The sequence below is a fragment of the Roseibium sp. 10G30-5 genome, from assembly GCF_055809635.1.
This window is the reverse complement of the sequence record NZ_CM147918.1, coordinates 282,537-309,510: the sequence shown is the minus strand read 5'-3', so window position 1 is coordinate 309,510 and position 26,974 is coordinate 282,537. Positions and strand designations below refer to the sequence as shown.

At 56.7% G+C, this 26,974-nt stretch carries 17 protein-coding genes and 6 pseudogenes; 3 read left to right on the top strand and 20 right to left on the bottom strand.

Annotation, left to right across the window (positions count from 1 at the left end; genetic code table 11):
- Positions 1–99: 99 nt before the first annotated feature.
- The 6 genes and pseudogenes from AC0L7U_RS01625 to AC0L7U_RS01600 all read right to left on the bottom strand — a co-directional run bounded on the left by AC0L7U_RS01625 (position 100) and on the right by AC0L7U_RS01600 (position 7,899).
- Complete coding sequence (locus tag AC0L7U_RS01625; protein ID WP_473693286.1) at positions 100–1,122, bottom strand: LacI family DNA-binding transcriptional regulator; 1,023 nt, start codon at positions 1,120–1,122, stop codon at positions 100–102.
- Position 1,123: 1 nt separating this feature from the next.
- Positions 1,124–2,164, bottom strand: a complete 1,041-nt coding sequence (locus AC0L7U_RS01620) for a carbohydrate ABC transporter permease (protein ID WP_473693284.1) — start codon at positions 2,162–2,164, stop codon at positions 1,124–1,126.
- A 1-nt stretch (position 2,165) separates the two neighbouring features.
- Positions 2,166–3,158 carry a carbohydrate ABC transporter permease gene (locus tag AC0L7U_RS01615; RefSeq protein ID WP_473693282.1) on the bottom strand — a complete coding sequence of 331 codons (993 nt, stop codon included), beginning with the start codon at positions 3,156–3,158 and terminating at the stop codon, positions 2,166–2,168.
- Positions 3,159–3,162: 4 nt separating this feature from the next.
- Positions 3,163–4,255 (bottom strand): annotated as a pseudogene (locus AC0L7U_RS01610) (ABC transporter ATP-binding protein).
- A 45-nt stretch (positions 4,256–4,300) separates the two neighbouring features.
- Positions 4,301–5,266 (bottom strand): annotated as a pseudogene (gene bglB, locus AC0L7U_RS01605) (beta-galactosidase BglB).
- 104 nt (positions 5,267–5,370) lie between these two features.
- Positions 5,371–7,899: a hypothetical protein gene (locus AC0L7U_RS01600; RefSeq protein ID WP_473693280.1), complete on the bottom strand. Its 2,529-nt coding sequence runs from the start codon at positions 7,897–7,899 to the stop codon at positions 5,371–5,373.
- A 207-nt stretch (positions 7,900–8,106) separates the two neighbouring features.
- On the opposite strand from AC0L7U_RS01600, the gene AC0L7U_RS01595 reads away from it, so the two are divergent.
- A complete protein-coding gene (locus AC0L7U_RS01595; protein WP_473693278.1) occupies positions 8,107–9,330 on the top strand; it encodes an ABC transporter substrate-binding protein in 1,224 nt (407 codons plus the stop codon).
- Between the two features lie 113 nt (positions 9,331–9,443).
- Here AC0L7U_RS01595 and uraD read toward each other — a convergent pair whose 3' ends face one another.
- The 14 genes and pseudogenes from uraD to AC0L7U_RS01525 form a co-directional block, all read right to left on the bottom strand.
- The gene (gene uraD, locus AC0L7U_RS01590) at positions 9,444–9,974 is read right to left on the bottom strand and encodes a 2-oxo-4-hydroxy-4-carboxy-5-ureidoimidazoline decarboxylase (RefSeq protein WP_473693276.1); all 531 of its coding nucleotides are present in this window, start codon (positions 9,972–9,974) and stop codon (positions 9,444–9,446) included.
- A 7-nt stretch (positions 9,975–9,981) separates the two neighbouring features.
- Complete coding sequence (locus AC0L7U_RS01585; RefSeq protein ID WP_473693274.1) at positions 9,982–11,169, bottom strand: urate hydroxylase PuuD; 1,188 nt, start codon at positions 11,167–11,169, stop codon at positions 9,982–9,984.
- A gap of 113 nt (positions 11,170–11,282) precedes the next feature.
- On the bottom strand, positions 11,283–12,350 hold the full coding sequence (locus tag AC0L7U_RS01580; RefSeq protein ID WP_473695614.1) for a BMP family ABC transporter substrate-binding protein: 1,068 nt from the start codon (positions 12,348–12,350) through the stop codon (positions 11,283–11,285).
- A gap of 102 nt (positions 12,351–12,452) precedes the next feature.
- Entirely contained in the window at positions 12,453–13,367 is a 915-nt protein-coding gene (locus AC0L7U_RS01575) for an ABC transporter permease (RefSeq protein ID WP_473693272.1), read from the bottom strand.
- A pseudogene (locus AC0L7U_RS01570) lies at positions 13,360–14,462 on the bottom strand (ABC transporter permease). The gene AC0L7U_RS01575 and the pseudogene AC0L7U_RS01570 overlap by 8 nt, the downstream one beginning before the upstream one ends.
- Positions 14,452–16,030 (bottom strand): annotated as a pseudogene (locus tag AC0L7U_RS01565) (ABC transporter ATP-binding protein). The pseudogenes AC0L7U_RS01570 and AC0L7U_RS01565 overlap by 11 nt, the downstream one beginning before the upstream one ends.
- A 54-nt stretch (positions 16,031–16,084) precedes the next feature.
- Positions 16,085–16,852: a xanthine dehydrogenase accessory protein XdhC gene (xdhC, locus tag AC0L7U_RS01560; protein ID WP_473693270.1), complete on the bottom strand. Its 768-nt coding sequence runs from the start codon at positions 16,850–16,852 to the stop codon at positions 16,085–16,087.
- A complete protein-coding gene (locus tag AC0L7U_RS01555; RefSeq protein ID WP_473693268.1) occupies positions 16,771–17,088 on the bottom strand; it encodes an XdhC family protein in 318 nt (105 codons plus the stop codon). The genes xdhC and AC0L7U_RS01555 overlap by 82 nt, the downstream gene beginning before the upstream one ends.
- Positions 17,085–19,401 (bottom strand): annotated as a pseudogene (gene xdhB / locus AC0L7U_RS01550) (xanthine dehydrogenase molybdopterin binding subunit). The gene AC0L7U_RS01555 and the pseudogene xdhB overlap by 4 nt, the downstream one beginning before the upstream one ends.
- A 32-nt stretch (positions 19,402–19,433) precedes the next feature.
- The gene (xdhA, locus tag AC0L7U_RS01545) at positions 19,434–20,906 is read right to left on the bottom strand and encodes a xanthine dehydrogenase small subunit (RefSeq protein WP_473693266.1); all 1,473 of its coding nucleotides are present in this window, start codon (positions 20,904–20,906) and stop codon (positions 19,434–19,436) included.
- Between the two features lie 3 nt (positions 20,907–20,909).
- Complete coding sequence (gene uraH / locus AC0L7U_RS01540) at positions 20,910–21,269, bottom strand: hydroxyisourate hydrolase (RefSeq protein ID WP_473693264.1); 360 nt, start codon at positions 21,267–21,269, stop codon at positions 20,910–20,912.
- Positions 21,270–21,653: 384 nt separating this feature from the next.
- Positions 21,654–22,633 (bottom strand): annotated as a pseudogene (locus tag AC0L7U_RS01535) (quinone oxidoreductase family protein).
- Positions 22,634–22,649: 16 nt separating this feature from the next.
- Positions 22,650–23,378 carry a TerC family protein gene (locus tag AC0L7U_RS01530; RefSeq protein WP_473693262.1) on the bottom strand — a complete coding sequence of 243 codons (729 nt, stop codon included), beginning with the start codon at positions 23,376–23,378 and terminating at the stop codon, positions 22,650–22,652.
- Positions 23,379–23,446: 68 nt separating this feature from the next.
- Positions 23,447–24,163 carry a CDP-alcohol phosphatidyltransferase family protein gene (locus AC0L7U_RS01525; RefSeq protein ID WP_473693260.1) on the bottom strand — a complete coding sequence of 239 codons (717 nt, stop codon included), beginning with the start codon at positions 24,161–24,163 and terminating at the stop codon, positions 23,447–23,449.
- A 384-nt stretch (positions 24,164–24,547) separates the two neighbouring features.
- Here AC0L7U_RS01525 and AC0L7U_RS01520 point away from each other — a divergent pair, with 384 nt between their 5' ends.
- Together AC0L7U_RS01520 and AC0L7U_RS01515 are read left to right on the top strand one after the other, a co-directional pair.
- Positions 24,548–25,759 carry a UbiH/UbiF family hydroxylase gene (locus AC0L7U_RS01520; RefSeq protein ID WP_473693258.1) on the top strand — a complete coding sequence of 404 codons (1,212 nt, stop codon included), beginning with the start codon at positions 24,548–24,550 and terminating at the stop codon, positions 25,757–25,759.
- 198 nt (positions 25,760–25,957) lie between these two features.
- Positions 25,958–26,845, top strand: a complete 888-nt coding sequence (locus AC0L7U_RS01515; protein WP_473693256.1) for a lysophospholipid acyltransferase family protein — start codon at positions 25,958–25,960, stop codon at positions 26,843–26,845.
- Positions 26,846–26,974 lie beyond the last annotated feature (129 nt).

Here is a 26,974-nt window from a genome sequence, read left to right as displayed (position 1 = left end):
CAAGTCCTGTTGTGACCAAAGCCTGAGACGGCATTGGAAAAGCATCTGAAGTGATCATGCACGTCTGACAAGACAAGTGGCATAAACGCCCTGTCGCCGTCATCGGCGCATGCAACTGGCTCGCGTGCTGATGGTGCAGCCCAGCTCGACACGCCGTGCCAGATGGCCCGGACCACGCCGCAGGTGCAACTCCAGCTCTTCCAAAGCTGTCACGCCGATTTCGTCCAGCGGCGGCTTGACCGAGGTCAAGGCCGGTTCGCTCATTGCCCCTGCCATGCTGTCGTCAAAGCCCAACAGCGAGACATCTTCAGGAACGTTCAGCCCGCGTTTTTGCAGGCTTTTCATGACACCAAGCGCAATATTGTCAGACAGGCAGAAAATGGCGCTGTAGGGAGGTTTGCCATCGCAACCATCCAGATAGGCGTCAAACTCGGCTTCTGCCAGTTCCGGAGTGAAGCCTGACAGCCTCAGAATATCGGCTTCTGGCGCTTGATGCCCGCGTTCCCGTGCCACTTCGCGGAATCCTGCCTCGCGTCGGCGAATGGTGTAGCGTCCGCTCCAGGACACCAGCAGAATATCGTCATGACCAAGGTCATAAAGATAACTTGCGCCCAACCGGGCGGCATATCCATTGCCAATGCCGACAGAGCTGACCCGCGACGTGGGATCCAAGCCAAACAGCAGAACAACGGGCCGGTCAAGCCCACTGAGTTGGCCGAGCAATTCGGGGTTCTCGTCGAAGTAAACAATGATGCCTTCCGCATCGGAGCGCTCAATGCCTGCCAGAACAGTCTCCGGGTCCAGCGTGTCGCCCGCGCTCAGAACCGGATCAATGCGCAATCCACGCCGGGTGCATTCGGTGCGCAGAGCCTCCAGAATGCGCCAGGACGCGAAATTAACTTCGCTTGGGCGCAACATGTTTTCGGGAGCCGCCAGCACAAAAGAATGCAACCCAGCCGCCTGAGTGGCCTGCTTGATGCGCTTTTCGACATAACCCTGGTTGCGCGCGATCTGGAGGACGCGCAAGCGCACCTCCTCCGAGATCTTCGGATTGCCGTTCAGGGCGCGGCTTACGGTGCTGACGGACACACCTGCGGCCTCGGCAATTTGCTTGAGATTCACGTCATTTCACTCCGGAACTGGCGACACCTTCGGTGATGTACCGTTGAAGAAACAAGAAGATCAAGGTGACGGGAAGCAACGCGATGACAGTCATGGCCAGGATATATTGCCATTGCACCGTGAATTGCCCCTGAAACGCATTCAGCCCGATCTGCAAGGTATAGTTTTTTGGGCTTGAAAGCACGATCAGAGGCCAAAGGAAATCGTTCCAGCGCCAAATCACTGAGAAAATTGCAAGAACGGCAAGAGCGGGCGCTGACAAGGGCAACATGATCCGCCAGTAGATGCGGAACTCTGATGCCGCGTCCACCCTTGCTGCCTCGATCAGGTCGTCGGGAATTGTCAGCATGTATTGTCGCAACAGGAAAACCCCGGTTGGTGTTGCCACCGTCGACAGGATCACCCCCCACAGATTGTCGGCGAGGTTCAGCCCGACGATGACAATGAACGCTGGCACCATGATCACCGACAGGGGCAGCATCAGTGTGCTGAGGATGAGCACGAAGATGGTCTGCGAGCCCTTGAACCGATATTTCGACAGGGCAAACGCTGCCATGGAATTCAGCACCAATGTCAGGAGCGTCGCCACGGTGGTGACGAAGACCGAATTCTTCAAATAGGTCGGAAAGTCGAACTTGTTCAATGGATCCGTGTAGTTCGACCATTGAAAATGCAAGTGCTGTTTCTTGGTGATTGTCTTGATGTCGACCTTCTGCTTTATCGTTGGCTTGGCAGGATCAACGATCGTTGCCCGCAGTCCGATGCGGCGCACAAGCCCGACCTCATGGGTCTTGCCGCTTTTGTCGGTGTAGATGTAAACCGGCAGCGGCTCGTCATAGCCCTTGATTTGAATTTGTTGTGTTGCGCGTGGCAGCAGGCTGGGCGGAAAGCTGTTGATCTCCGCCTCGGTCTTGAAGGACGAGAGAATGGTCCAGCACAAAGGGATGGCAACCGCAAAGGTTCCCATGATCAACCAGACCCAGGACAAAACGTCGGTGACATCAATATGGCCCGATCGGCGGGTTCTTGTCAGGAAGGACATGTCAGTGCTCCACCTTCTTGCTGATCCACAATTGCAGGAGTGTCAAAACCAGCAGGGCCAGCCCCATAAGCACCGAGGCGGCCGATGCAAGGCCATAAAGGCGCACGTCACTGGCAAAGGCGGTTTCATAGATAAATTGCACGAGGAAGTGGTTGGCGGTGCCCGGCCCTCCTCCATTGGTCAGTACCCAGGCTTCATCAAAGACCTGCACTGACCGGATTAACAGCAAAACCAGAACCACAAGAAGATTGGGCATCAGCAAGGGCAGCGTCAGCCGCCAGAACTGCCGCCAGCGATTGGTGCCGTCGACCTGAGCAGCCTCATAGATGTCGCGCGGAATGGCCTGTAATCCTGCAAGGATGATCAGGGTGTAGAAGCCCATGTGAAACCAGACGGACACATAGACCACCCAGAAGCGTGACCAGTAGATGTCGAGCAGAAAGATAATGCGGTGGCTGAAAAGCTCGACCATCAGCGAGTTGAGAATGCCATTGCGGGCGAGAAACCATTTCCACACCAGTCCGACAACAACGGGCGACAGAAGCACTGGATAGAAGAAGATGGCGCGAAAGAGCCCCTTGGCAAAACGGGTGCGATTGAGAATCAGCGCTGTGACGAGAGCGACCACAAGCGTGCCGGTGGCATTGCAGATCGTGTACCATAAGGTGTTCCAGACCGCCGTCCAGAACAGATCCAGCTTGCATGTCGCAGGAGACAGATAACTCTTGCAGGCCATCAGTTCGCGGAAGTTTTCCAGTCCGACGAATGGCCTCTGCCAAATGAGCAGATTGGTGCCGCCGGTAAAGGCGTATCCGATTGCCAGAATGACCGGCACGAACACGAAAACGGCAAACAGCACCATATTCGGCAGCACAAAGACATAAGGCATGCGACGCAACCCAAGCCAGCGCTGCAACAGCGAAAAAGGAAATTCGACCAACCGCATCGCGGCTTCAAGCACCTGGTCGCCATAGTGAGTCAGGGATTGTGTCATATGACTAGCCCCTCCCCAGCGCCTGGCCGGTCTCGGCGTTAAACACATGCACATTCTCAGGCGTCAGGGAGACAGGGATACGTGCGCCAAGCTCTGCCTCCAGATGATTGGCAACATGCACGATGGTGTCTTCGCCCGTGCCATTGAGCTTGCCATAAAGAAACGTCTCATGACCCATGCTCTCCACCTGGTCGACGACGAGATGATGTGTTCCGTCACCGCCCACTGTGAAGTGCGAGGGCCGAAGGCCGATCTTGATCCTGTTGCCTTTCGTCAGTCCATCTGCACGACGCCCTTGCAACGTCAACACGCCGCTTTCAGGCGACCGCACGGTGATCGTCTCCCCATCGATCTCTTCAAGGGTTCCATCGTAAAGGTTCATGCGAGGTGATCCGATGAAGCCTGCGACAAACAGATTGGCGGGACGTTCGAACAATTCCAGCGGCTTGCCGACCTGCTCAACGCAGCCTGCATTCATCACCACGATCTTTTGCGCCATGGTCATGGCTTCAACCTGATCGTGGGTCACATAGACCATCGTTGTGGCCAAGGTCGCGGTGCAACTTGGTGATCTCGCCTCGCGTCTGCACGCGCAGTTTGGCATCCAGATTGGACAGGGGTTCATCAAACAGGAAGACTTTCGGCTGGCGAACAATCGCGCGACCAATGGCGACGCGCTGTCTTTGCCCCCCTGACAGGGCCTTGGGCTTGCGGTCCATATAAGGCCCGAGTTCCAGCATCAATGCCGCTTCGTCCACCCGGCGCGTAATCTCGGCCTTCTCCATGCGCAGATTTTCCAGCCCGAACGACAGGTTCTTGCGCACGCTGAGGTGCGGATAAAGTGCATAGGACTGAAACACCATGGCAATGCCACGCTGCGATGGCGTCAGGTCGTTCACGCGTTGCGTATCAAATGCAATCGTGCCGCCGCTGATTGTCTCAAGCCCGGCGATCAGGCGCAGCATGGTCGACTTGCCACAGCCGGACGGCCCGACGAGAGCGACAAATTCGCCCTCATTGATCGTCAGAGTAACGCTGTGGATGACCTCCAATGCGCCATATGCCTTTGTAAGGCCGTCCATTTGAATGGATGCCATTGTTTTGTTTCCTCCCAAAATGTGTAACCGGGCCGTTGTCTTGCGCTACGCCTCCCGCGCGCGTTGAAGTTCCATCAGAAACAGCGACCCAAGAGCCTGCCCGTATGGGGTCGGCAAATTCGGAATGCGTTTGTAAAAATCGAGCGTGTCGCCCATAGGTGTGCCGTCAGAAACTTCCAGCAGAAAGCCATCCGCATCAATGCGCTGGGCGATTGCCCTGTAGGCCTAGGTCACGACGTGGGAATAACGACTGTCGATCAACCCTTCTCGCAAAGCCGCCAGAATGCCGTAGGCGACGCCCGCGGTTCCTGAGGCTTCGACCGGGCTGCTTGGATCGTCCAGCAGGGTGTGGAACAGGCCCTCTGCGTTTTGAAAGCCGCTGAGAGCCTTCACCTGCGTCTGCAAGACTTCACGCAAATAACGGGCAGTTTCGGCGCGTGGGGCGCAGATGCGAAACAGCTCGGGGATGGCAATGGTCACCCAGCAATTGCCCCGCGCCCAAAGCGCCTTTGCATAATTATGCCGCCCGTGAAACGTCCAGCCATGGAAGAACAGTCCCGTTTCACGATCCGCCAGAAAACGGACATGCGTGAGAAACTGGTAGTGCGCATCCTCGATCCAGTCCGGGCGATCGCATAACCGGCCAGCGGTAGCCATGAAAAGCACGGCCATGAAAAGCGTGTCATCCCAAAGCTGGCCATCATTGTCTCTTTCCTTGACCAGATGCTGATAGCCGCCCTCTTCCGTTTTCGGCATGGCTCTGTGGACCCAATCTGCCCAGGCCTCGATCACCGGGTGCCAATCCGTTCGGTTGCGCTCGGCCGCCAACAAGGTGAAGGCCAACATCGGGGCAGTTGAATTGATTTGTCGGCGCGGCAGTCCATCGGTGATTTTGCGCTCGTACCACCGCTCAAGCCGCTTCATCGCACGCTCATCGGCGCGCGCCTCGGCACGTCGAAACTCACCATAGAGGCCGACGCCGACTTCCCAGTCCCATTCTTCGAAACCAATCTCGTCAGAGGAGGCCTAGCCTTCGTTGCCAATGCCCTTCAGGCGGCGAAACCCAACTGACAGGGCAGCAATCTGTTCTTCCAGCTCGCTCACATCTTCAATCATCATGCTTGCAAAAACTCCAGGGGACCGAGCACGCCGCCATCTATCGAGATGTTGGGAACTGTCGTCAAAGGGGTGAATGTCGTGGGGGTAAGCGTCGCACCAGACAAGAGGCCTTGCTGGAAGTCGCAGGCTCTCGCGTCGGTGTTCTGGGTGTAAGACAAGCGCAACAAGTCCGCGTCAAACGTAGGCTCCAGAGCGCTGCACTGAGCTTGAAACGCCGAAAAGCTGCCATGGGTTGTGACCGATCCGGCTACCAGCAACCAGCCGCTTTGACGTGCAGGACTGCGCCATTCGCTGCCTGCGTAAAGTCCGCTCTCATGTGGCACCAGCCCGGCCGAATTCCAGATCCCGGCATAGCCCTCTTCCAGACGCACAAACAGCCAACAGCCTTCGTGGTGGATCTCGCTGACCAGCTCTGCCGGGGCAAAGACATGGGTAAAGGCGATGGCCGAAGGGTCTCGGGCCAGATCATAGACCAGTGCCGAGACATTTTCGGTCTGGGTGACCCGCGGCAGAACTCCACTGCCCATCCAGTAGGAGGGGCGTCCGCCACCCCAGACCCGCAATTCTCCCGGGTGATTGATCCAGACGCGAGCCAGCGGATGCCCGGCAAACTTGATCTCGCTGACGTGCTGCTGATGGCCATGATCACCGGTGCGATGATCCATCACCGACGACAACAGCGTGTCTTTGGTCTTCCACAAAACAAGCTTGGCATTGTGGCCGTGACCTTGGGTATAACGTGCAGTTAGCACGGAGCAGTCAGACAGATCGTGCAACTGGGCAAGACGTGCTGGCGGGGTATAATCGCTGACGCTGAAAAGGCCAGCAGCACGTTCTCTCTCCGGCGACCAGATGCCGCCGAGAGCGATCGCCATGACGGGTGTCAACTCGGTGGCTGGACCTGCGAAAAGTTCACGCTCATAAACCCGTCCTTGCGTTCCTGCCGGAACACCGTTCAGCGTGTGCAATGCTGCCATCGCCAGAATATGGTCGATCAAACCGCTGGTGCGGCGTTTCAATCCGCTGTCCGGACTGCATTGCGCCAGAGTAAAAAGGCCGATCAGGTCAACAGGGTAGTAGCAAGCTGAATTCCACTCGGCGAGACCGTTTTGATCAACGGAATCGAACCATAAATTCAAACGACGCAAGGCTTCATTGGCGTGATCCCGTCCCGCTTTTCCGCTGTTGGAGAAGATCTCGTCCGGAAAGGTCTCTCCCGCCAGATATTGCGCAACGTGAAAGCTGAGAACGTGGTTCTCGCTCCAGAACCACATAACGTCATTTCCCGGCTCATCCAGCCAATAACGAAACGACAAAATGGCATCGCGGATTTCGTTCCAAAGGATCTCGGAGAGCTGCGTTCCGGCGTGATCGCGCCAGATCCAGATAAGTGGCATCAGCAGAAAATCGGCGCAATCATGCCGACCATTGATGCGATCCAGCGCATCCCGCAGGATGGCCTCCACCTCCTTGGGTTTTTCGTGCCTTTTCAGGAGCACAAGGGCCCTGGAGACCGTGTCGCCCCCTTCGGAACAAATCAGCGCCTGCGCCTCTTGCTTGCGCTCTTCCAGGGTGGCTGCCCTCAGCCTCTTCGACGTGCCCGAGACCGTGGTTCCGAGCACCTTCGACAGGCGTACATCACCAAGGTCGGCGGTTAAAATCAGCCCGTAACATCCGGGTGACAACGCATCAACGTTGGCAACAGAGTGCCGATCACCCGCCTTGTAAAGGGTAACTGTCACGGGACCGCCTGCAAGTGGAAACGGCTCAAGCACATCGCTTTCCGGAAGATCGGCTGCTCCGCTGTGGCCGTCGTGCAGAACGATTTCAACAGGCTGTGCGGGCGCATGATCGGAGATGATGCAGACATCGCCCTGATCATGAAACAGTTTCTCGGTTCGCAATCCATTCAACGTTGCCGCAACATCTTGCAGGCGGTCAGGGTCGACGTTTGCGCTCAAGCCTGCCAACACCCCCTCACCTTCAACCAACGTCAGTCGAAAGAAACACAGGGTATCGCGCTCGTGCATATCTTCCAGATAGACGGTCAGAACCGTTTCTCCGGCCGGGATGGTGAAAGTGTGTCGACTGCGGTGAGGTCTGTTGCGATCAATGGCCTCCAGTCTGGCGACCTGTTCAGAACCCGCCCAAAGGTAAACCGCCCCACAGGTTTCCAGCTCGATGGTCAAAGTCTGGTCAGTGTCAGAGTGAATCTGGGCCCGCGCCCATCGCCCGATCAAGGTCGGCTGTGCACAAAAAGTCGAGAAATCGGTACGCGGATCTTCACCGCCAAGATAAATATCGTGAAATGCCTCGGATGGCGGCAAACACAACATTTGCTCCTTCAGAACGTCCCGATATGCTTCCCGGCACGGCAAATCCCCCGTATCGACCCAACCGTTGATGAAGACATAATCCACCTGATCCGGATGCACTCGTGCCTGACCGGGAAAATGGCGCGCCTCGGTTGGTGCCATTTTCCAGCGATTAAGACTTGCCCCGACAGACAGGGGCCACCAAGGCAATCTGCCCTGTGTTGCTCGTTTCTTGTGGTGCAATATTTTGCATAACTTCCTCCCTGCACTCTCGTTGAAAGTTCAGATCCTTCAATTTAAGCGTCGACTTTTCTTGACATAAACCTTGTTTTGGTCAAATGTCTAGCAGCAAGTGATGCAAAATTTTGCACATTTGATGGGAGGAAACAATGCTGAAATTTTTGATGACCACCGCAGTTGCGGTGGCGTTGTCGACGCCCAGCCTGGGCTCAGGACACGATCACGTTTGCTTTCACGGATGACGATCCAGCTTACATCACGCGCATGGGAGAGCTGGTTCAGGAATTCGAGAAGCAGAATCCGAACATCCACGTCAATTTCGTGACGGCAGGTTATGCTCAGTTGATGGAGCAACTGCCTTTGCAGCTTTCTGTTGGCAAAGGCCCGGATCTCGCCAAGATCACCGACATGTCGTTGATGAAATACACTCTCGACATGCGCCCCTACATGAAAGACCCGGACGGATTTGCAAAGCTGCATGGCAAGACGCTGGCCCAGCTTCGCGTTACAGGGGATCCAGATACGAAAATTGGCGGGTTTGAGCTGTCGCAAACGCTGGACATGCCCTTCGTCAACAAGACGCTGTGGGATCAGGCTGGTGTGCCGCTGCCTAAGAAAGGCGCAACGCTTGCTGACATTGTCGAAGCCTCGAAGAAAGTCGCCGATGCAACGGGCATCGACATTCCCTTCACCATGGACCGCTCCGGTCACCGTTTTTCCGGACCTGCGTTTTCCTATGGCACGCATTACGTCAAGGATGGCAAGATCGCCTTTCCCGACGATGCGGCCAAGAAATACATCGCAGATCTGTATCACTGGACGCAAACCGGTGCATTTCCGGTTGAAATGTGGGGAGCCGCCGGCGGATCACGTTACAAAAACATGGGAGACGAATTCGTCAACGGCAATGTTGCGACCTATTTTGCCGGAAACTGGATGGTCAATCCGTTCCAGCGCAAGATTGGCGATGATTTCGAATGGACGGCCATTGACCCGCCTTGCGGCAAAGGCGGCTGCGTTACCATGCCCGGCGGTACCTTTCTGGCAGCCTTCAAGCACACCAAATACCCGAAGGATGTCGCCAAACTCGTCGAATTTCTCGGATCTGAAAAAGTCGTGCGTGAGTTGGCAGAAAAGTTCGTGATCATTCCGGGCGCCCAAATCGACAATCTGGACTATCACCTGAAAGATCATAATGCAGCGGCATCGATGAAAGTCTTCAATCGCAACGTCAAGAATATCACCGATGAAGCGCGCGAATTCCAGCTCGAAAAGGGCTCATCGGCTGTCTACAACTCAATTGTTCAGCGTATGAGCCAGCTCATTGTCGGCGAGTTGTCCTTGCAAGACACCTACAAGCGGATGGAATCTGACGTGGCGCAGGTCAACGCACAGCGCTGACGGCCTCTCCTCACGTCCGATAATCAAAAAACTCTCCGGCTTCCCCAAGCCTACTTGTCGGCCTGTTCCTTATGGACAGGCCGTTTTTTTACGAGGCGGGGAATATGTGCCACTCAAGGAGCAGGTAAGGTGGTGTCGTTGCTGACCAGGTCTTCAAGCCGGAAACGGAAGATGCGGGCGACCTGAGTGAGCGCAGTTTCGAACTCAACATCGCGTGGGTTTTCGAGACGCTCCTCGAAGGCCGAAAGGATCATGTGCTTGTCTGCACCCTTGACGGCAAAGATGAAGGGAAAGCCGAATTGCTCGCGGTAACGGTTGTTCAGCACAGTAAAGCGGTCCAACTCGTCTGCCGTGAGCTGGTCCAGTCCGGCACCGGCCTGCTCGTGTTTTGAAGCGTCCTCAACGGCACCAGCGAGCGCTGCCTTCCCTGCGAGATCAGGATGCGCACAGACCAGCGCCCATTGGGTTTCCGGCGCGCCCGTGCGCATTGCCAGTTCAAATGCCTTGGCCAGCGCACTGCGGCTGGTGAACGGATGATAGTTGTAGGCAGCGTGTGCCACCCACGGCGAATGCTCGGCAATAGCGCCAAGTCGGGCGACGAAGGTGTCTTGATCCCATCCGTTAATGTCGTCGATCGTCAGCATGCGAAACTCACTTCTTCTGCTGTGTAATCCAGGCTCCCAGCGTCTGGCGCTCCTGCTCGCTCATGCCGGTTTCATTGCCAAGCGGCATGGTTTTGGAGTGAACAGCCTGGGCCATGATTTGGCTGGAATAACGGCGCAGATTTGCAATCGTATCCAGGTGAATGCCCTTGGGCGCCTGATCGAAGCCCGCGTGTGTGGGCACCTCGGCGTGGCACATGGCGCAATGCTTCTGCGCAATAGACAAGGCAGTTGCGTTGCTGACTTTTTGTCCGGACAGTGCATTGTCATGCGGGATGGTCGCCATTACGGCAATGATGAACCCGACTGCGGCAAGCGGCAAGGTCCACCAGAATTTGGCGAGCGTGTCGCCTGCATCATGCCGATTGAAGAAGTGGCGGATGCTTCCCCCGACAATCAGGATAAGCGCCACCAGCAACCACGACTGATGATAGCCGGTGATCATCGGATAATGATTCGAGACCATCATCAACAGCACCGGCAGCGTCAGGTAGTTGTTGTGTACTGAGCGTTGCTTGCCAATCGCCCCAAGGCGCGGATCCGGGTCCCGACCGGCGAGCAAGGCGGCGGTTATCTTTCTCTGATTGGGAATGATGATGCCAAAGACATTGACGGCCATGATCGTGCCTATGAAGGCCCCGACATGAATAAAGGCACCGCGCCCTGAAAACACATGTGTGAACATGTAGGCTGCTGCGACAATTAGCACGAAGACACAGCCAAGCAGCAGCGGCGTGTTGCGACCAATGCGCGACTTGCACAAAAGATCATAGACCAACCATCCGCCACCAAGTGACATCAGCGAAATGACGATGGCTTCGCTCGGCATGAGACGCAGCACGCTCGGGTCAATAAGATAGGCGCGTGCGTTGAGATAATACTGAACGATGAGCAGCGCAAAACCGGTCATCCATGTCAGATAGGCTTCCCATTTATACCAGAGCAGATCCTCCGGCAGTTCCTTTGGGGCAACCGTGTATTTCTCGACGTGATAAAAACCGCCGCCATGCACTTCCCAGGCAGTTCCTGCCACACCGGGGTTCATCTTCTCGCGCTTGCGCAGCGACAGATCGAGGGCAATAAAATAGAACGAGGTGCCGATCCAGCCGATGCCGACCACCATGTGGGCCCACCGAAAGGCAAGGTTCAACCATTCCGTTGCAAAGGCAAAGGTCATCGCACCGCGTCCGTCATCAAGACTTGATCAAAAAAACACTTGCGCCAGCGGGTGAAGCCCCAAAAGGCGCAGAAAACCGGCCTGACCCCAAACCGGGGCCAGACCGTGTATCCTTACTTGGACAGCTTTTCGTCGATACCCTTGACGAACCAATCCATGCCCAGAAGCTCCTTGTCGGAGACGGCATCGCCCTTCTTGACGACGAGCTTGCCCTGCTGGTTGTAGATCGGACCAGAGAAGACTTTCCAGCCGCCCTTGATCTTGTCTTCGGTGGCCTCGGCCATCTTGACGACATCATCCGGCAGGTTGGTGAAAGGTGCCATATGCACCTCGCCTTCCTTCAGGCCGGCCCAGACATCATTGCTCTTCCAGGTGCCGTCGAGAACCGACTGCATGGAATTGATGTAATACGGCGACCAGTCATCAACGATGGCGGTGTACTGCGCATGCGGACCGAACTTGATCATGTCGGATGACTGACCGAAGCCGTGAATGCCGCGCTCTTCAGCAACCTGCATCGGAGCGGTGGAATCCGTGTGCTGCACCATGATGTCGACGCCCTGATCGACCAGTGCCTTGGCCGCATCAGCTTCCTTGCCCGGATCGAACCAGCTGTTGACCCAGACAACCTTGATCTTGAAGTCGGGGTTGACGGACTGAGCGCCCAGCATGAAGGCATTCATGCCGCGGATGACTTCCGGGATCGGGAACGGTGCAACATATCCTGCAACGCCGGTCTTGGACATTTTCGCCGCAATCTGGCCAATCACATAACGACCCTGATAGAACCGGCCTGCATAGGTGGCAACGTTCTTGGCGCGCTTGTAACCGGTGGCGTGTGCGAACTTCACCTTCGGATACTTCTTCGCGATCTTGATCGTCGGGTTCATATAGCCGAAGGAAGTGGTGTAAACGATATCACAGCCGCCACGTGCAAAGCGCTCAATGGCGCGGGCAGAATCCGGCCCTTCCGGCACGTTTTCTAGATAGGCGGTCTCGACCTTGTCGCCGAAATGCTTCTGCATCGCCAGACGGGCCTGATTGTGCTGATAGGTCCAGCCATAGTCACCAATCGGGCCAAGGTAGACGAAACAGGCCTTTGCATCTGCTGCCGAGGCAGCCGACGACGCGCCCGCACTCATGGCAACAGCGGCGACAAGCGCCAATATTGTCTTTTTCATCATGTGAAATCCCCTCTTCACTCACTGTCACTCTTGCGGTGCATGTCCACTTTGACGATCCCGCCACCGCGAGGAGATCGTCTTCCGGGTGCCCGGAAAAGCCTACTTGTCGGGAACGAAAGGTTTCCCAAGGCAGGCTGGTGTGTTGATCAGTGTCAGGCGTCGGTTGGCTGATATGATAACCAGAACCACCACCGTCGCGATATAGGGCAGGCTTGACAGGAACTGCGAGGGGATGGGAACCCCAAGCGCCTGCGCATGAAACGTCAGCACGGTCACGGCGCCGAAAAGATACGCCCCGACAATTACGCGACGCGGCAGCCAACTGGCGAAGACGACAAGCGACAGCGCAATCCAGCCCCGCCCGGCCGTCATGTTTTCCACCCACTGCGGTGTGTAGGCCAGCGACATGTAAGCCCCGGCGAGCCCTGCGCAGCCGCCGCCAAACAACACAGCCAGAAACCGCACCTTGAGCACCGAGTACCCAAGCGAATGCGCTGAGGTGTGATTGTCACCGACAGCGCGCAGCACGAGACCGGCGCGGGTCTTGAACAGAAACCAGTGCACCCCTGCTACCAGCGCAAAACTGAGATAGACCAAGGCATCTTGATGAAAGAAAACTGGCCCGATGAACGGAATTTGCGACAGACCGGGAATGTCGAGCTCCGGCAGGCGTGTACCGGGAATGCCGACAAAGCTTTCTCCGATCAGCCCCGACAGACCAAGACCCAGAATGGTCAACGCCAGACCGGTTGCCACCTGATTTGTTACCATCTTGAGCACCAGAAAGCCAAAGATGGAGGACACCAGCATTCCGCCGATGATGGCCGCCAGCACACCAACTGTCCCTGATCCGGTCGTGTGAGCGGCAGCGAAACCGATGACCGCGCCCATGATCATCATGCCCTCGACGCCCAGATTGAGGACACCGGAGCGCTCGACCACCAGTTCGCCGATGGCCGCAATCAGCAAGGGCGTCGACGCGGTGATCACGGTCAGAAGGATGGCCTCAAACATTCCGCGTTACCTCGGCGCTCTTCTTGCGGGCGTCGGAGCGGATAAACCGCAGCCGGTACAGGATCAATGTATCGCAGGCCAGGACATAAAACAGTAACAGTCCCTGGATCACCGAAGCGATCTTGCTGGAAATGCCCAGACTTGCATCGGCTTGCACCGCCTCTCCACCAATATAGGAGGAGGCCAGCACGATACCCGCAACCAGAATGGCGACAGGATTGAGACGACCCAGAAACGCAACGATGATCGCTGTGAACCCATAGCCCGGCGAGATCGACGGCAGCAATTGATTGAGAGACCCGGAGACCTCAAGTGTTCCAGCGAGACCGGCCAGCCCGCCCGCAAGTGCAAAGGACACCAGCGTCATGCGCTTTTGTGAAAATCCGGCAAAGCGGCCCGCCTTGGGGCTCTCGCCAAGGGTGCGGATCTGGTAGCCCACCATGGTACGGCCAAGCACGACGGCCAGCGCAATAACCACGATCACAGCAATGACAGGACCAATATTGATGCTGCCAATGCCAATGGTTGGCAGGGTTGCAGATGAGGAAAACAGCGCGCTTTCTGGAAAATTAAAGCCTTGCGGGTCGCGCCAGGGCCACGGACCAGATAATCCAGAAACAGATTGGCGACATAGACCAGCATCAGACTGGACAAAATCTCATTGGCATTGAAGCGCGTTTTGAGCACCGCCGGGATCAAGCCCCAAAACGCACCGCCAAGCACCCCCATGATCAACATGAGCGGCAAGGTCAGTTCGTTTTGAAACCCTAGCATGACGATGGGCAGATAAGAGCCACAAACCGCTCCGAAAACGAACTGACCTTCTGCCCCGATATTCCAGTTGTTGGACAGGTAACACACCGACAAGCCGCAGGCGATCAGCACCAGCGGCGTGGCCTTGACGACGATCTCCTGGAGCGATCAGGGATCAAAGAAAGGTTCGATGAAGAATTTGAAAAGCCCGACCTGCGGGTCCTTGCCTGCAATGGCAAACAGAATTCCTGCGCTGACGAAAGTCAGGAAAACAGCGATCAGCGGCGACAGAACCGCCATGAGCTTGCTGCGCTCTTCGCGCTTGGAGAGTTCAAACCGCATGAGCTGCTCCCTCCGATGTGTCTTTTTCGGAAGATCCTGCCATCAGCAGACCGATGCGTTCGCGCGTCATGGCTGAAATGGGCTCTGCGGCACTCAATTGGCCGCGAGAAATGACCGCAATGCGGTCTGCCATTTCAAAAATCTCGTCCAGATCCTGACTGATAATCAGAACCGCCGCCCCCGAACGTGATAAATCGATCAAGGCCTGTCGGATCAGAACCGCCGCGCCCGCATCGACGCCCCACGTTGGCTGATCGACGACAATCACACCAGGTTGACGGTCCAGCTCCCGACCAACAACGAACTTCTGCAAGTTACCGCCCGACAGTGAACTGGCCGCAGAATCCTCATCCGACATGCGAACATCGTAGATGTCTCGGATGCGCCGTTCTAAAGCCTCGGCTTGCGCCTGATTAACAGAATCCGGCATTGCCGATCAGGTTGTCGTTGGTCTTGTGGCGCGTCAAAATGATATTCGAACTCAGGCGCATTCCCGGAACAGACCCGTGTCCCAGACGCTCTTCCGGCACAAACGCAGCATTTCGGGCGCGGCGCCAATTGATTGGCCGAGCACCACAAGCTTCACCGTCGAGTTGAACCATGTCAGCGGTCACGAGACGTTCACCCGACACGACTTCGAACAATTCACCCTGACCGTTGCCGGCGATCCCGGCAATGGCAACAACTTCACCACCATGCACATCAAGATCTATTTCGTGCAGCGGTGTTCCGAAGGCCGTTTCGGCAGAGGCGGACAGCTTGTTCAGCTTGAGACGAACCTTGCCGTTTTCCTGCTCGTGGCGTTGGTGTGCCAGTGTGCCGATAGTCGAACCAACCATCATCTGCGCCAATGTGGTTGGTGTTTCCTTGGTCGGATCGCATTCGCTGACCACCCGTCCATGCCGCAAAATCGTCGCGTGGTGGCAGATACGCTGCACCTCTTCCAGGCGATGCGAAATATAGAGAATAGCGCAACCTTCGCTGGCCAGTCGCTTCAAGGTATCAAACAGCCGATCAGCTTCCTGTGGCGTCAGAACGGATGTCGGCTCATCCATGATGATGAGTTCCGGCTCCTGCAAGAGGCACCGAATGATCTCCACCCGCTGGCGCACACCAACCGACAGATCTGCGATGATGTCACCGGGCGACACCAGCAACCCGTATTCATTGGAGACCTGCTCGATGCGGGTGGATAAATCGCGCATACTCAGGCCGGGCGGTAATGCAAGGGCGATATTCTCCGCAACAGTCAGCGCTTCGAACAAGGAAAAATGCTGAAACACCATGCCAATACCGAGCGCGCGCGCATCGGCAGGATTTGCCAGATCGACTTTCTCACCCTTCCAGTAGATCTCTCCCATGTCTGGCTCAAGGCTGCCGTAAAGCATCTTCACCAGCGTCGATTTGCCTGCACCGTTCTCGCCAAGCAGAGCATGCAATTCGCCCTGATTGATCCGAAGATCAACTCCATCATTCGCGGTCGTCTGGCCAAAACGCTTGGTCAGTCCAACAGCGGTCAACACATCAGGCTTCGAAAAGCGATGACCGTAAGCTGTTGTCTGTTCCATGGTTTCTTTCTGGTCGCCAAGGCAATGGAAAATCCTTTTGCGTTCAATAGAGCCTTATTCACCAAGTCCAATCAATGGTGCAAGCCCACGATTTGTGCAGTTCAGTGTTTTCAAAGCCTCATCATACGACAGCAATTCAACAACCACACCGGCTGCGATCACCGAAGGCAGTTTGGAGGACAAATGCCCGGACCCAATCGGACACACCAGCTTGCTGGTCGCCGCATCGGGTACTCCACGTTGGCGCAAACGGCTGAGGAAGCGTGCTCGCTTGGTCTTGCTACCAATCACACCAACATAGCCAAAACGTTGCTCTGCCAATGCTCTGGCGGCAATCTCTTCGTCCAGCGCATGGGAATGCGTCATCACAACCACCAAGGCATCTGCATCTGCCTGCTGCAAGACAGCGGCGAATTCCGACGTGCAGACCGCCTGAACATTCCCCGGCTGAACCGGCGGAAAGACGTCGGACCGCGCATCAATCCAGACCACATCGAACGGCAGCGGGCCAAGGGCCAGAACCAGCGCCTTGCCGACATGGCCTGCCCCGAAAATAAGCACCTGCCGTCGCGTCTCACCGAAGGTTTCTTCAAGAACACTGTCATTGGAAAGTGAAAAGGGCGTTTCATGGGATGAAGACACAAGGATTTCCCGGCTGAGAGCCCGTCCTGCGTCCAACCGCGTCCGCGTTGAAAACAGACCGCCTTGTGCCTCACGTTCGGCCAGGTCTTGCGCCATTTTCAACTGATCGGGAAACAAAGGTTCGATCGCCAGTTGGACGCGTCCGCCACAGCACTGCCCCAGATCCGGGCCCAGCGACACGCTGCGCTGAAAAAGTCCAGTTGGATTTTTTTATCCTCAAGCGCTTGCATGGCCCACCGGATTGCCGAAATCTCCAATGTGCCACCGCCGATGGTGCCGTGAAACGCTCCATCGGCCCGCACCACCATTCGTGCTCCCGCCTCACGCGGCGACGACCCTGCAACCTCGCTCAATGTGACAAGAGCGCAGGCAGTGCCCGCGCGCAAATGTCCGGCGATGTTGCGCCATTCGTTCATCCGGCGACCTGCCCCCGAATACGGCGCACGGCCTTCATGATGCTTTCCGGCGTTGCTGGTGCGTGCAGAACCGGCGCCGTGCCGGGTTTCAGGCTGGCAATCGCGTCATTGATGGCACAGAACACCGCGTTGCCATGCATCAGCGGCGGCTCCCCGACCGCCTTCGACGCATAGATCGTCTCTTCCGGATTTCCCTTCGAGGCATAGAGAGAGACGTTGAAATCATCGGGCACGTCGGCGGCAGCCGGGATCTTGTATGTCGAGGGGGCATGAGACCGAAAGCGCCCTTGGTCATCCCACACCAGTTCTTCGGTCGTCAGCCAGCCCATGCCTTGCACGAACCCACCCTCGATCTGTCCGAGATCAATCGCCGGATTGAGCGAGTGACCGACGTCATGCAGAATATCGACACGGTTGACGACCAGTTCGCCGGTCATTGTGTCTATCGTCACCTCGGCGCAGGCTGCCCCATAGGCGAAATACAGGAAGGGCCGGCCTTCGGCGGTATTCCGGTCCCAGGTTATTTTCGGCGTTGCATAAAACCCTGCATCGGACAATTGCACCCGCGCCAGATGTGCCTCGCGTGCGACCTCTGCAAATGACAGGGTGCGATCCGGCATGACAACCTGATCATCCTGAAACACGATATGGTCTGCGTCATGACCATAAGTGCGCGACAAAAGCGCCACCAGACGCTGCTTGATCTCGCGCGCGGCGTTCAAGGCAGCCATCGCATTGAGATCGGTACCGGAAGAGGCCGCTGTGGGAGCGGTGTTCGGCACTTTGGAGGTGTTGGTCGCAGTGATCCGCAATTTGCTCAGGGAAATGCCGAATTCTTCGGCCACCACTTGCGCCACTTTCTGATAGAGCCCCTGCCCCATCTCGGTGCCGCCGTGGTTCAATTGCACCGATCCATCCGTATAAACATGCACCAGTGCGCCAGCCTGATTGAGATGCTTCAGAGTAAAGGAAATACCGAATTTCACCGGCGTCAGCGCCAGCCCCTTCTTCATCACCGGGCTGCGGGCATTAAACGCCTGAATTTCCTCACGGCGCGCCCAATACTCGGACGACGCTTCCAATTGGGTGACAATATCATGCAGCACCGCGTGTTCTTCCACCGGCATGCCATAGGGGGTCAGATTGCGTTCGGCAGTGTAAAAATTGCGCTTGCGAATGGTCAGTGGGTCTTCGCCAAGCGTTATGGCAATGGCGTCGACCATACACTCGGCCGCCAACATGCCTTGTGGACCGCCGAAGCCACGAAACGCAGTGTTGGAACAGGTGTTGGTCTTCAACCGACGACTGTAGATATTAGCTGCCGGATAATAGTAGCTTGAATCTGCATGAAACATCGTGCGGTCATTGACGCCAAGCGACAGGTCTGCGGAATAGCCGCAGCGCGCATTGAACGCCATGTCGGCGGCCTGGATCACGCCGTCATCATCAAAACCGACCGACCAGTCGACGCGAAAGTCATGCCGCTTGCCGGTCATGATCATATCGTCGTCACGGTCGAGACGCAGCTTGCAGGCGCGGCCGGTCTCATGGGCTGCAAGAGCCGCCAGACTGGCCCATTGGTTGGCTTGACTTTCCTTGCCCCCAAAGCCTCCGCCCATACGCCGAACTTCCGCCGTCACCAGTGCTTCAGGCACCCCAAGAACCTTGGCCACCGTGTGCTGCACCTCGGTCGGGTGCTGGGTCGAAGTGTAAACCAGCATGCCGCGATCTTCCTGCGGCACGGCCATGGCCACCTTGGCCTTCGAGGTAGAAATGCTCCTGTCCGCCAATACGCATGGATTTGATCATCCGCCGGGGCGATGCTTCCAGCGCCGCAGTGACATTGCCACGCCCAAAGCGATAGTCAGGCATGACGCTGGTTTCAGCAGCAAGGGCAGCATCCACCGAAAGAATCGGCTGCTGATCGGCCACCTCGATAACGGCAAGGCGCGCGGCGCGGCGCGCAATGTCGCGCGTCGTCGCAATAACAGCAAACAACACCTGACCGAAGAAGGAAATCTCGGCATCGGCCAGTACCGGGTCATCATCGAACGAAGACGAGCAATCGTTGGTGCTAGGAATATCTTTCGCCGTCAGAACCTTTATCACACCGGCGACACGCAGTACTGGCTCCAGATCTATCGAAAGAATGCGCCCACAGGCAGCATCACGGCTCCATCCCGGCACGACATGCAAGGTGCCATGTGGCTCGATGATGTCATCTGTATAGGTGGCTGTTCCCGTGACGTGCTTAACTGCACTGTCATGGGCTAGGCTCTTGCGCACATGGCGTAACGGTGCATCTCCGGTCATGGATATATTGGCGGGGCTGAATTCATCCTGTTTCATTCGGCAGCCTCCAGAGGCACGGGACGCAACCGAATGTCACCTGGAGGCGCGCCTGAGGTCTCCATCAAGGCCTTGGCCAAAAGGGCGCGCGCTGTCTCCATCCGGTAAGCCCGGCTGCCGCGTACATCGCTCATCGGCTGATAATCCTGATAGAGCGCGCTCATGGCGGCGCTCCAACTGTCTGGATCGTTCAGTTGCGCGCCGACAAGCGCCGCCTCGCACTGGCTGGCGCGCTGAGGAATGCCAGCCATGCCGCCGAAGGCAATACGAGCGTCTCGTACGACGCTGCCTTCGATGGTCAGGTGAAAGGCTCCCATCACGGCGGAAATATCCTGATCGAAACGCTTGGAGACCTTGTAGCAGCGAAATGCCTGATCTTCGCGCAGACGCGGGACAGCCAGCGCCTCGACGAATTCACCTGAGCGGCGATCCTGCCTGCCATATTCGAGGAAAAACGCTTCCAGCGGCAAAACACGCGCGCCATCAGGCCCGACAAGGCGGACTTTTGCTCCCATGGCAATCAGGGCCGGTGGCGTGTCTCCAATTGGCGAACCATTGGCGATATTACCGCCGACCGTGCCGGATGCACGCACCTGCGTCGAGCCAATGCGTCCCCAAAGCGCACCAAGATCGGGCGATATGGCTGTGATCGCCTCCCGCGTCTCCGCATAAGTGGCTGTTGCCCCAATCACAAGCCCATCTTCGCTGACCCGCAGACCATTCAGGCCATCGACTTTGCCAAGCCAGATGACTTTGGGCAGATCGCGTAATTGCTTGGTGATCCAGAGACCAACATCCGTCGCCCCGGCCACAAGCGTCGCATTGGGATGGCGGGAATAGATCGCCGTCAGCCCATCCAGTGTGGCAGGAGCAGCCCAGAACGTGTCATCCGTTCCGATATAGACGTCCCGGCCATCATTAATCTGATCAAGGAGTTGCCGTGTTTCACTCATGCGCAAGGTGAAACTGTCGTCAATCTGGTCATAACAGCTCTCAAGAGCCGCATCTATGATCGGACGATAGCCTGTGCACCGACACAGATTGCCCGCCAGCCACTCTTTGACATGCGCTCTGGTCGCCTGTTTGCGTGGGCTGTGATACAGCGTGAACAGCGACATGATAAAGCCCGGCGTGCAAAAGCCACATTGCGAGCCATTCAGCTCGGCCATGGCTTTTTGCACCGGATGCAGGCGGCCATCGCTTGCCAGATCTTCCACGCTCACCAGTTCCGCGCCATCAATCATGCCGAGCAACAAAATGCAGGCATTGACCGGCTGATAGACCATCTTGCCTTCGATAACACGGCCAAGAGCCACAGTGCAGGCGCCGCAATCGCCCTCACCACAACCTTCCTTGGTGCCGGTCTCGCGGCGACGTAGGCGCAGATAATCGAGCACCGTCTCGGTTGGCCGGACGTCAGCCAACTCGACGATCTCTCCTGCCTTCACAAAACGGATGGTCTCGCGCATTGCTTAACTCCCGCGATAGGTTGAATAGCCGAAGGGCGACAGTAGCAAAGGCACATGATAGTGGCCGCGATGATCGGCAATGCCAAAGCGGACCGGTATCATGTCGAGAAATAACGGTGCCGGCAACGTCTTGGACGTTGCCTTCAAATAAGATCCGACATGAAAGCGCAATTCATAAAGTCCGCGCTTGAAGGTGGAACCTTCGAGCATCGGCGCTTCGGTCCGTCCATCTTCGTTGGTGGTTGTCTTGGCCAAACATTCAGCTTCTCCGGCCTCACTGCCGACCGTCCACAACTCGATGTAAATTCCTGTCGCCGGACGTCCCGTTGCGGTGTCCAGTACATGCGTCGTCAAACGCCCCATCATATTCCCCCGTCTACAAGTCTCACCACGGTTGTGCGCAATTGCCGACCCGAGTGAACTGAGCTTGCAGCTCTTTCTGACATTCTCTTACCAATAATGTGCCTCAAAAAGGACGTGTTCCCTAGCACTCATTTCACACTTTCCCAGTGTTGAAAAACCGGCCACTCAGCATGCAGGTCGTCCAAGGCTATCAATTCAGATCGGAAAAAAGGCGGTCGAGCCACTGGCATGACCTGCAAGGTTGCTCTCTGGCACCGCCTGACGCAGTCGTTTCGCCGTTCAGACAGGATCGCGCAAATGGATCATTTTGCGCCGCTTCCTGGGTGACGAAACAAAAACACACATCGGCTGCGACTATCCGGATCGCATTTAAAGGCCTGCACCTTAGGGTTTGAGCACACTTGCGCCGGTGGTTTCACGGCCTTCAAGGTCCTCATGCGCCCTACGGGCATCAGACAAAGCGTAACTCTGATTGACGTTGATGGTCACGCTGCCATCCGTCACGACCTTGAAGAGATCCTGCGCGCTGGCGACAAGCTCATCCCGGTGACCAATATAGGAAGACAACGATGGACGCGTGGCAAACAGAGAGCCTTTCTGCGCCAGAAGACCAAGGTTGAAATCGCGGATGGGGCCCGAAGACTGGCCAAAACTGACCCAAAGTCCACGTGGCTTGAGGCAATCGAGAGAGCCGGGATACGTGTCCTGACCAACCGAATCATAGACAACATCGACGCCATGCCCATCCGTCAGGTCCATGACCTTCTTGACGAAGTCGGACTGGCGGTAGTTGATAACGTGATCATAGCCATATTGCGATGCCAACTCGACCTTGTTGTCGGAGCCCGCGGTCCCCAGCACCTTGGCACCAAGCGCCTTGGCCCATTGACCAAGGATCATGCCGACACCACCAGCGGCCGCGTGGCATAAAAGCGTCGTGTTGCGATTGACCCGGTAGGTCTGTCGCAACAGGTATTGCGCGGTCATACCCTTGAGCATCATCGCGGCAGCCTGGTCATCGGAAATATCGGCGGGGAGAACAACAAGGCGACTTGCGTCCACGACACGCTGTTCGCAATAGGCCCCCAGACTGCCAACATAGCAGACACGATCTCCGACTTTCACATTGGCAACCTGAGTCACCAATGGCCAGAACTTCCCCTGCCCCTTCATTCCCCGGAATGAGCGGCAAATCATTTGGAGCAGGATACAAACCAGAGCGGAAATAGGTGTCGATGTAGTTGAGACCGATGGCGGAGTGCCGGATCAAGGCGTCGCCGGGGCTAAGGCTCACCCGGATCATAGGCCTCCCATTTCAGAACGTCGGGGCCCCCCGTTTCGTGCAGTCGGATGGCATGAACCATTGCTCGTTCCTCCTCTTCACGTGTCTGACTTGCGTCGCTTCCTTGCTGCCATATTGATGGTTTCCACGAGCGCAGAAAAAGCCATGGCGAAATATATGTACCCTCTTGGGATATGGAGACCGAGGCCATCCGCCACAAGAGCAAGGCCGATCAGCAACAAAAAAGCCAAGGCAAGCATCTTGGTGGTGGGATGCGCCTTGATGAAGCGCCCGACCGCCCCGGATGCCAGATACATCACTGCAACGGCGAAGATGACAGCCAGAATCATGACAGCGAGATGGTCGGCCATACCGACAGCCGTAATCACCGAGTCGACCGAGAACACAAGATCAACAAGTGCAATCTGAAGGATGATAGAAAACAACCCCGGCGTGCGGCGAGGTTTGCAGCAGCCCGTCTCGTCGTCGTCACCCTCAATGTCGGTATGAATTTCACGCGTCGCTTTGAAAAGCAGAAACAATCCACCAGCAATCAAAATCAGATCTCTTGCGGAAAAGGCCTGATCATGGAGTACAAAGAGCGGTTTGGTCATACCGATCAGCCAGAACACCAGTGACAAAAGCACGATGCGCAGCACGAGTGCCAGAAGCAGCCCGATCTTGCGAGCTGTTTCCGATTGATGCTCTGGAATGTTGGCAACGATCACCGAGAGAAAGACGATGTTGTCGATCCCGAGGACGACTTCCATAGCCGTAAGCGTCACAAGACTTGCCCACGCCGCTGGCTCGAATATCAACTCCACCATACCTCACCACTCTGCGGACTGCTGCACTGCCGTGAGACGCCTGCGCAAGCGTTCCGCGAGTTTACGGATTAGAAATAGCGATCAATCACTTGCTGGACTGCCGCAACGCAGAACAGGTACAGGCTGGAGACCGTCAGGGCAAGGCTGGTGAGGCCCGTGGCATGCAGATCATTGGCAATGGCGAACCCAGCGGCGACAAACCAGACAAACGTCATCAACAAGGTCAGCACCCGCCAACGCTTGACGCGCACCGGATGAACGAACTTGATCGGCGCGAATGTCAGCACACAACACGCGAAAACGAACGCCACCATGACCGGCACCGAGGGTGACAAGGCCAAAAGGCCAAAGACGACCATATTCCAGCCTGTCGGGAAGCCCTTGAAGGCTCCGTCCGGCGTCTTCATGCCGTTGTCAGCAAAATACAAAGCACCGGTAAAGACAATCAGCGCGCCACAGATCCAGTTCCAAGGCTGCGGCAGGACGCCGCTTCCCGCCAGGGCAAATGCCGGCAGAAACACATAGGTCGCGTAATCAATGACGAAATCGAGAGACGCCCCGGACCAGCGCGGCAGACGTTCGGCAACATTGAAACGTCGCGCCAACGGTCCGTCGATGCCGTCCACCACAAGTGTCAGCCCCAACCAGGCGAACATTTCAGCCCATTCACCACGCGCCCCTGCCAGAAGGGCGATCAGGGCCAGAGGGGCACCACAGGCCGTAAACAGGTGGATCAGGAACAGAACCGGCTCAGGCGCTCGCTTTTCAGTCGTCAAATCGGTCAAGGCGGTTGTCTCGTGAAAGTGAAAACGAAATGCCATCCGAAGCAACGGGCGTTACTTCGGTGCCATATAGATCATGTAGTATTTCAATTTTGTCCAAAAATGAACAGCATTTCCTGCATGCCAACAGATCAGAGTGAATGAACATCTCTTGAAGGAGCAAACCGCAGCGCATGGTCTCTTTGGATCAAAGCTGTGTCAGGTATAGAAACAATTGGGATTTTTCCAAGGCAATGCCGTCATTTTTTGCAAGAATCGTGACGGCAAGCGCAATCACGCTTGGGAATCATGTGGCATTTGACCGCGTCAAAAACGTGAAATCCTGCTTGCAATTCAGTCTCAAAGCGCCATGTTCCCCTCATTCTCGTGACACTGAAGGAGACCGGCATGAGTTCACCGCGTGCTGAGACCGTCTTTGATATCGCTGTAGTTGGAGCCGGACCAACCGGCATGACCGCCGCTCTTCTGCTGGCGCGTCGTGGATTTTCCACCTGCCTGATTGCGCCAGAGGCCAATCTTGTTGACGGACGCACGACGGCCCTTCTTCAGTCGTCGGTCACATTGCTGCAAGCGGCGAAACTCTGGGGGGAGGTCGCGCCACACGCCGAAGCCCTGTCGCACATGCGCATGATCGACGCGACCGGACGCCTTGTCCGTGCGCCTGAGATTACCTTTAACAGTGGTGAGTTGGAGCTGGATGCCTTCGGCTACAACATTCGCAACCGCGACCTCAATCGTGAACTGCAAGCAGCAGCAAACGCAACGGAGTGTCTCGAAATCGAACGGGGTCTCGTGGCCCATTACGCGTTTCATGACGACAGCGTGGCGATCACCACACAGGCAGGCACCACCATTCACGCGCGTCTGTGTGTCGCGGCAGATGGGCGCAACTCCCCTGCCCGCAAAGCGGCCGACATCGAGATCAAGCGCTGGTCCTATCCGCAGGTGGCGATGGTCGTGAACCTGTCCCACGAGCGACCCCATCACAACACCTCGAATGAATTCCACACACCGACGGGACCTTTCACGTTGGTACCGCTTCAGGGCAATTGCTCCTCGCTGGTCTGTGTTGAAACCGCGGAAGGTGCCGAGCAACTCGTCAATATGCCGACGGCCACGCTTGAGCGGGAAATCGAACGACGGGCGCATTCCATCCTGGGAAAAATGCAGCTTGAAACAAAGCCGCAGTCCTTTCCCCTGTCGGGCCTCACAGCCAACGCACTGGTAGGACCGCGCCTCGCTCTGGTGGGCGAAAGCGCGCATGTCTTCCCACCCATCGGCGCACAAGGACTGAACCTCGGCCTACGGGATGTGGAGGTTTTATGCGATTGCGCAGTCCGCGCACGCGACACCGGCAAGGACTGGGGCAGCCCGGATGTGCTGACGGTTTATCAGGACAAGCGCCGGGGCGATATTCGCAGCCGTACCTTCGTCGTTGACACACTGAACCGCTCGCTGCTGACTGATTTTTTACCGATCCAAGTCGCCCGCAGTGCCGGGCTGTACCTTGCTGAGCGTGTGCCCTTCATGCGTCGCCTGTTGATGCGCGAAGGCATTGCGCCCTCGGCCAAGACGGATTTCCTGCGCTATCTTGGCTAGGATGTGGACTCAGTCAGTCTCATTTCAGGGCAAGGTTGCAGCCACATGCAGGCTTCTGCCGGAGGAAGCTTGCATCCGACAGCAAGCTTGGATACTGACACAGGATCACTCGCAGACGTCTCTCATCGCTGAGAGTGTTCCAATCCGACACCACATTATATACGCCGTTTGCGCCTAGAGGTCGCTGGTAATCAAGTAATGCCCCCTTCTCGCACACGCATACAGACCCTGCGGCTGAAAATCGAAGCCACCGCTCTGCGTGGCCTCGTAAGCATCTTTCAAATTCTGCCCATCGACCTGTCCTCCTGGATCATGGGACGTGCCTGGCGTGTGATTGGCCGGTTTTCGGAGCGTGGCAAACGCGCCCATGAGCATCTGGAAAAATCGCTGCCCGACCTGAGCCCTGGTGAGCGAGACGCCATTGTCCGCGGGATGTGGGACAATCTCGGCCGCGTTTCTGCCGAGGTGTTTCAAGTCGGGCGCATCATCCGCCAGCCCAAGCGCTTTACCTATGAGCTGGATGAAACGGCACAAGCCGTCGTCAACGGCGAAAAGTCCTGCGTGCTCATGTCCCTGCACTATGGCAACTGGGAACTGTCGACCCAGCCGTTGTGGATGAACCATGTGCCCGTCGCAGGCGTCTATCAGTCGCTTAACAACCCCTATTCCGACGCTGTATTGCGTGGCTTGCGCAAGGATCTCTACCCTCTTGGCCTGCTGCCAAAGAGCCACAGCACCGCCCGCAAGCTGGTGCACCTCGTGCGTCAGGGGCAGAATATCGCGATCATGTCCGACCTGCGCGAGCGGCGTGGCGTCGATGTCATGTTTTTCGGCCAACCAGCCACCGCCAATCAGGTGGCACCTTATCTTGCCCGTACCGCCGGGGTTCCTTTGGTCGCCGGTCGCGTGACCCGCACAAAAGGCGCGCATTTTCTGATTGAAGCCTGCGAAATCGCTATGCCACACACCGATGACAAAGTCGCGGATGTCCAGAAAGCCACACAGGTTGTGCATGATCTTTTCGAAGCATGGATCCGGGAAAAGCCGGAGCAATGGATGTGGTCACACAAGAAATGGAACGACTGATCATTGCCCGCCTGTAATAAAACGCTCCATGTAGACAGCGTTTTATGTTTACCTTCCCTACAGCTTTCCCGCCTAACGTGCATTGTAGACGCAGCGTGACAGTTTTCTTGTCGTGCCGTTCAAAACAGA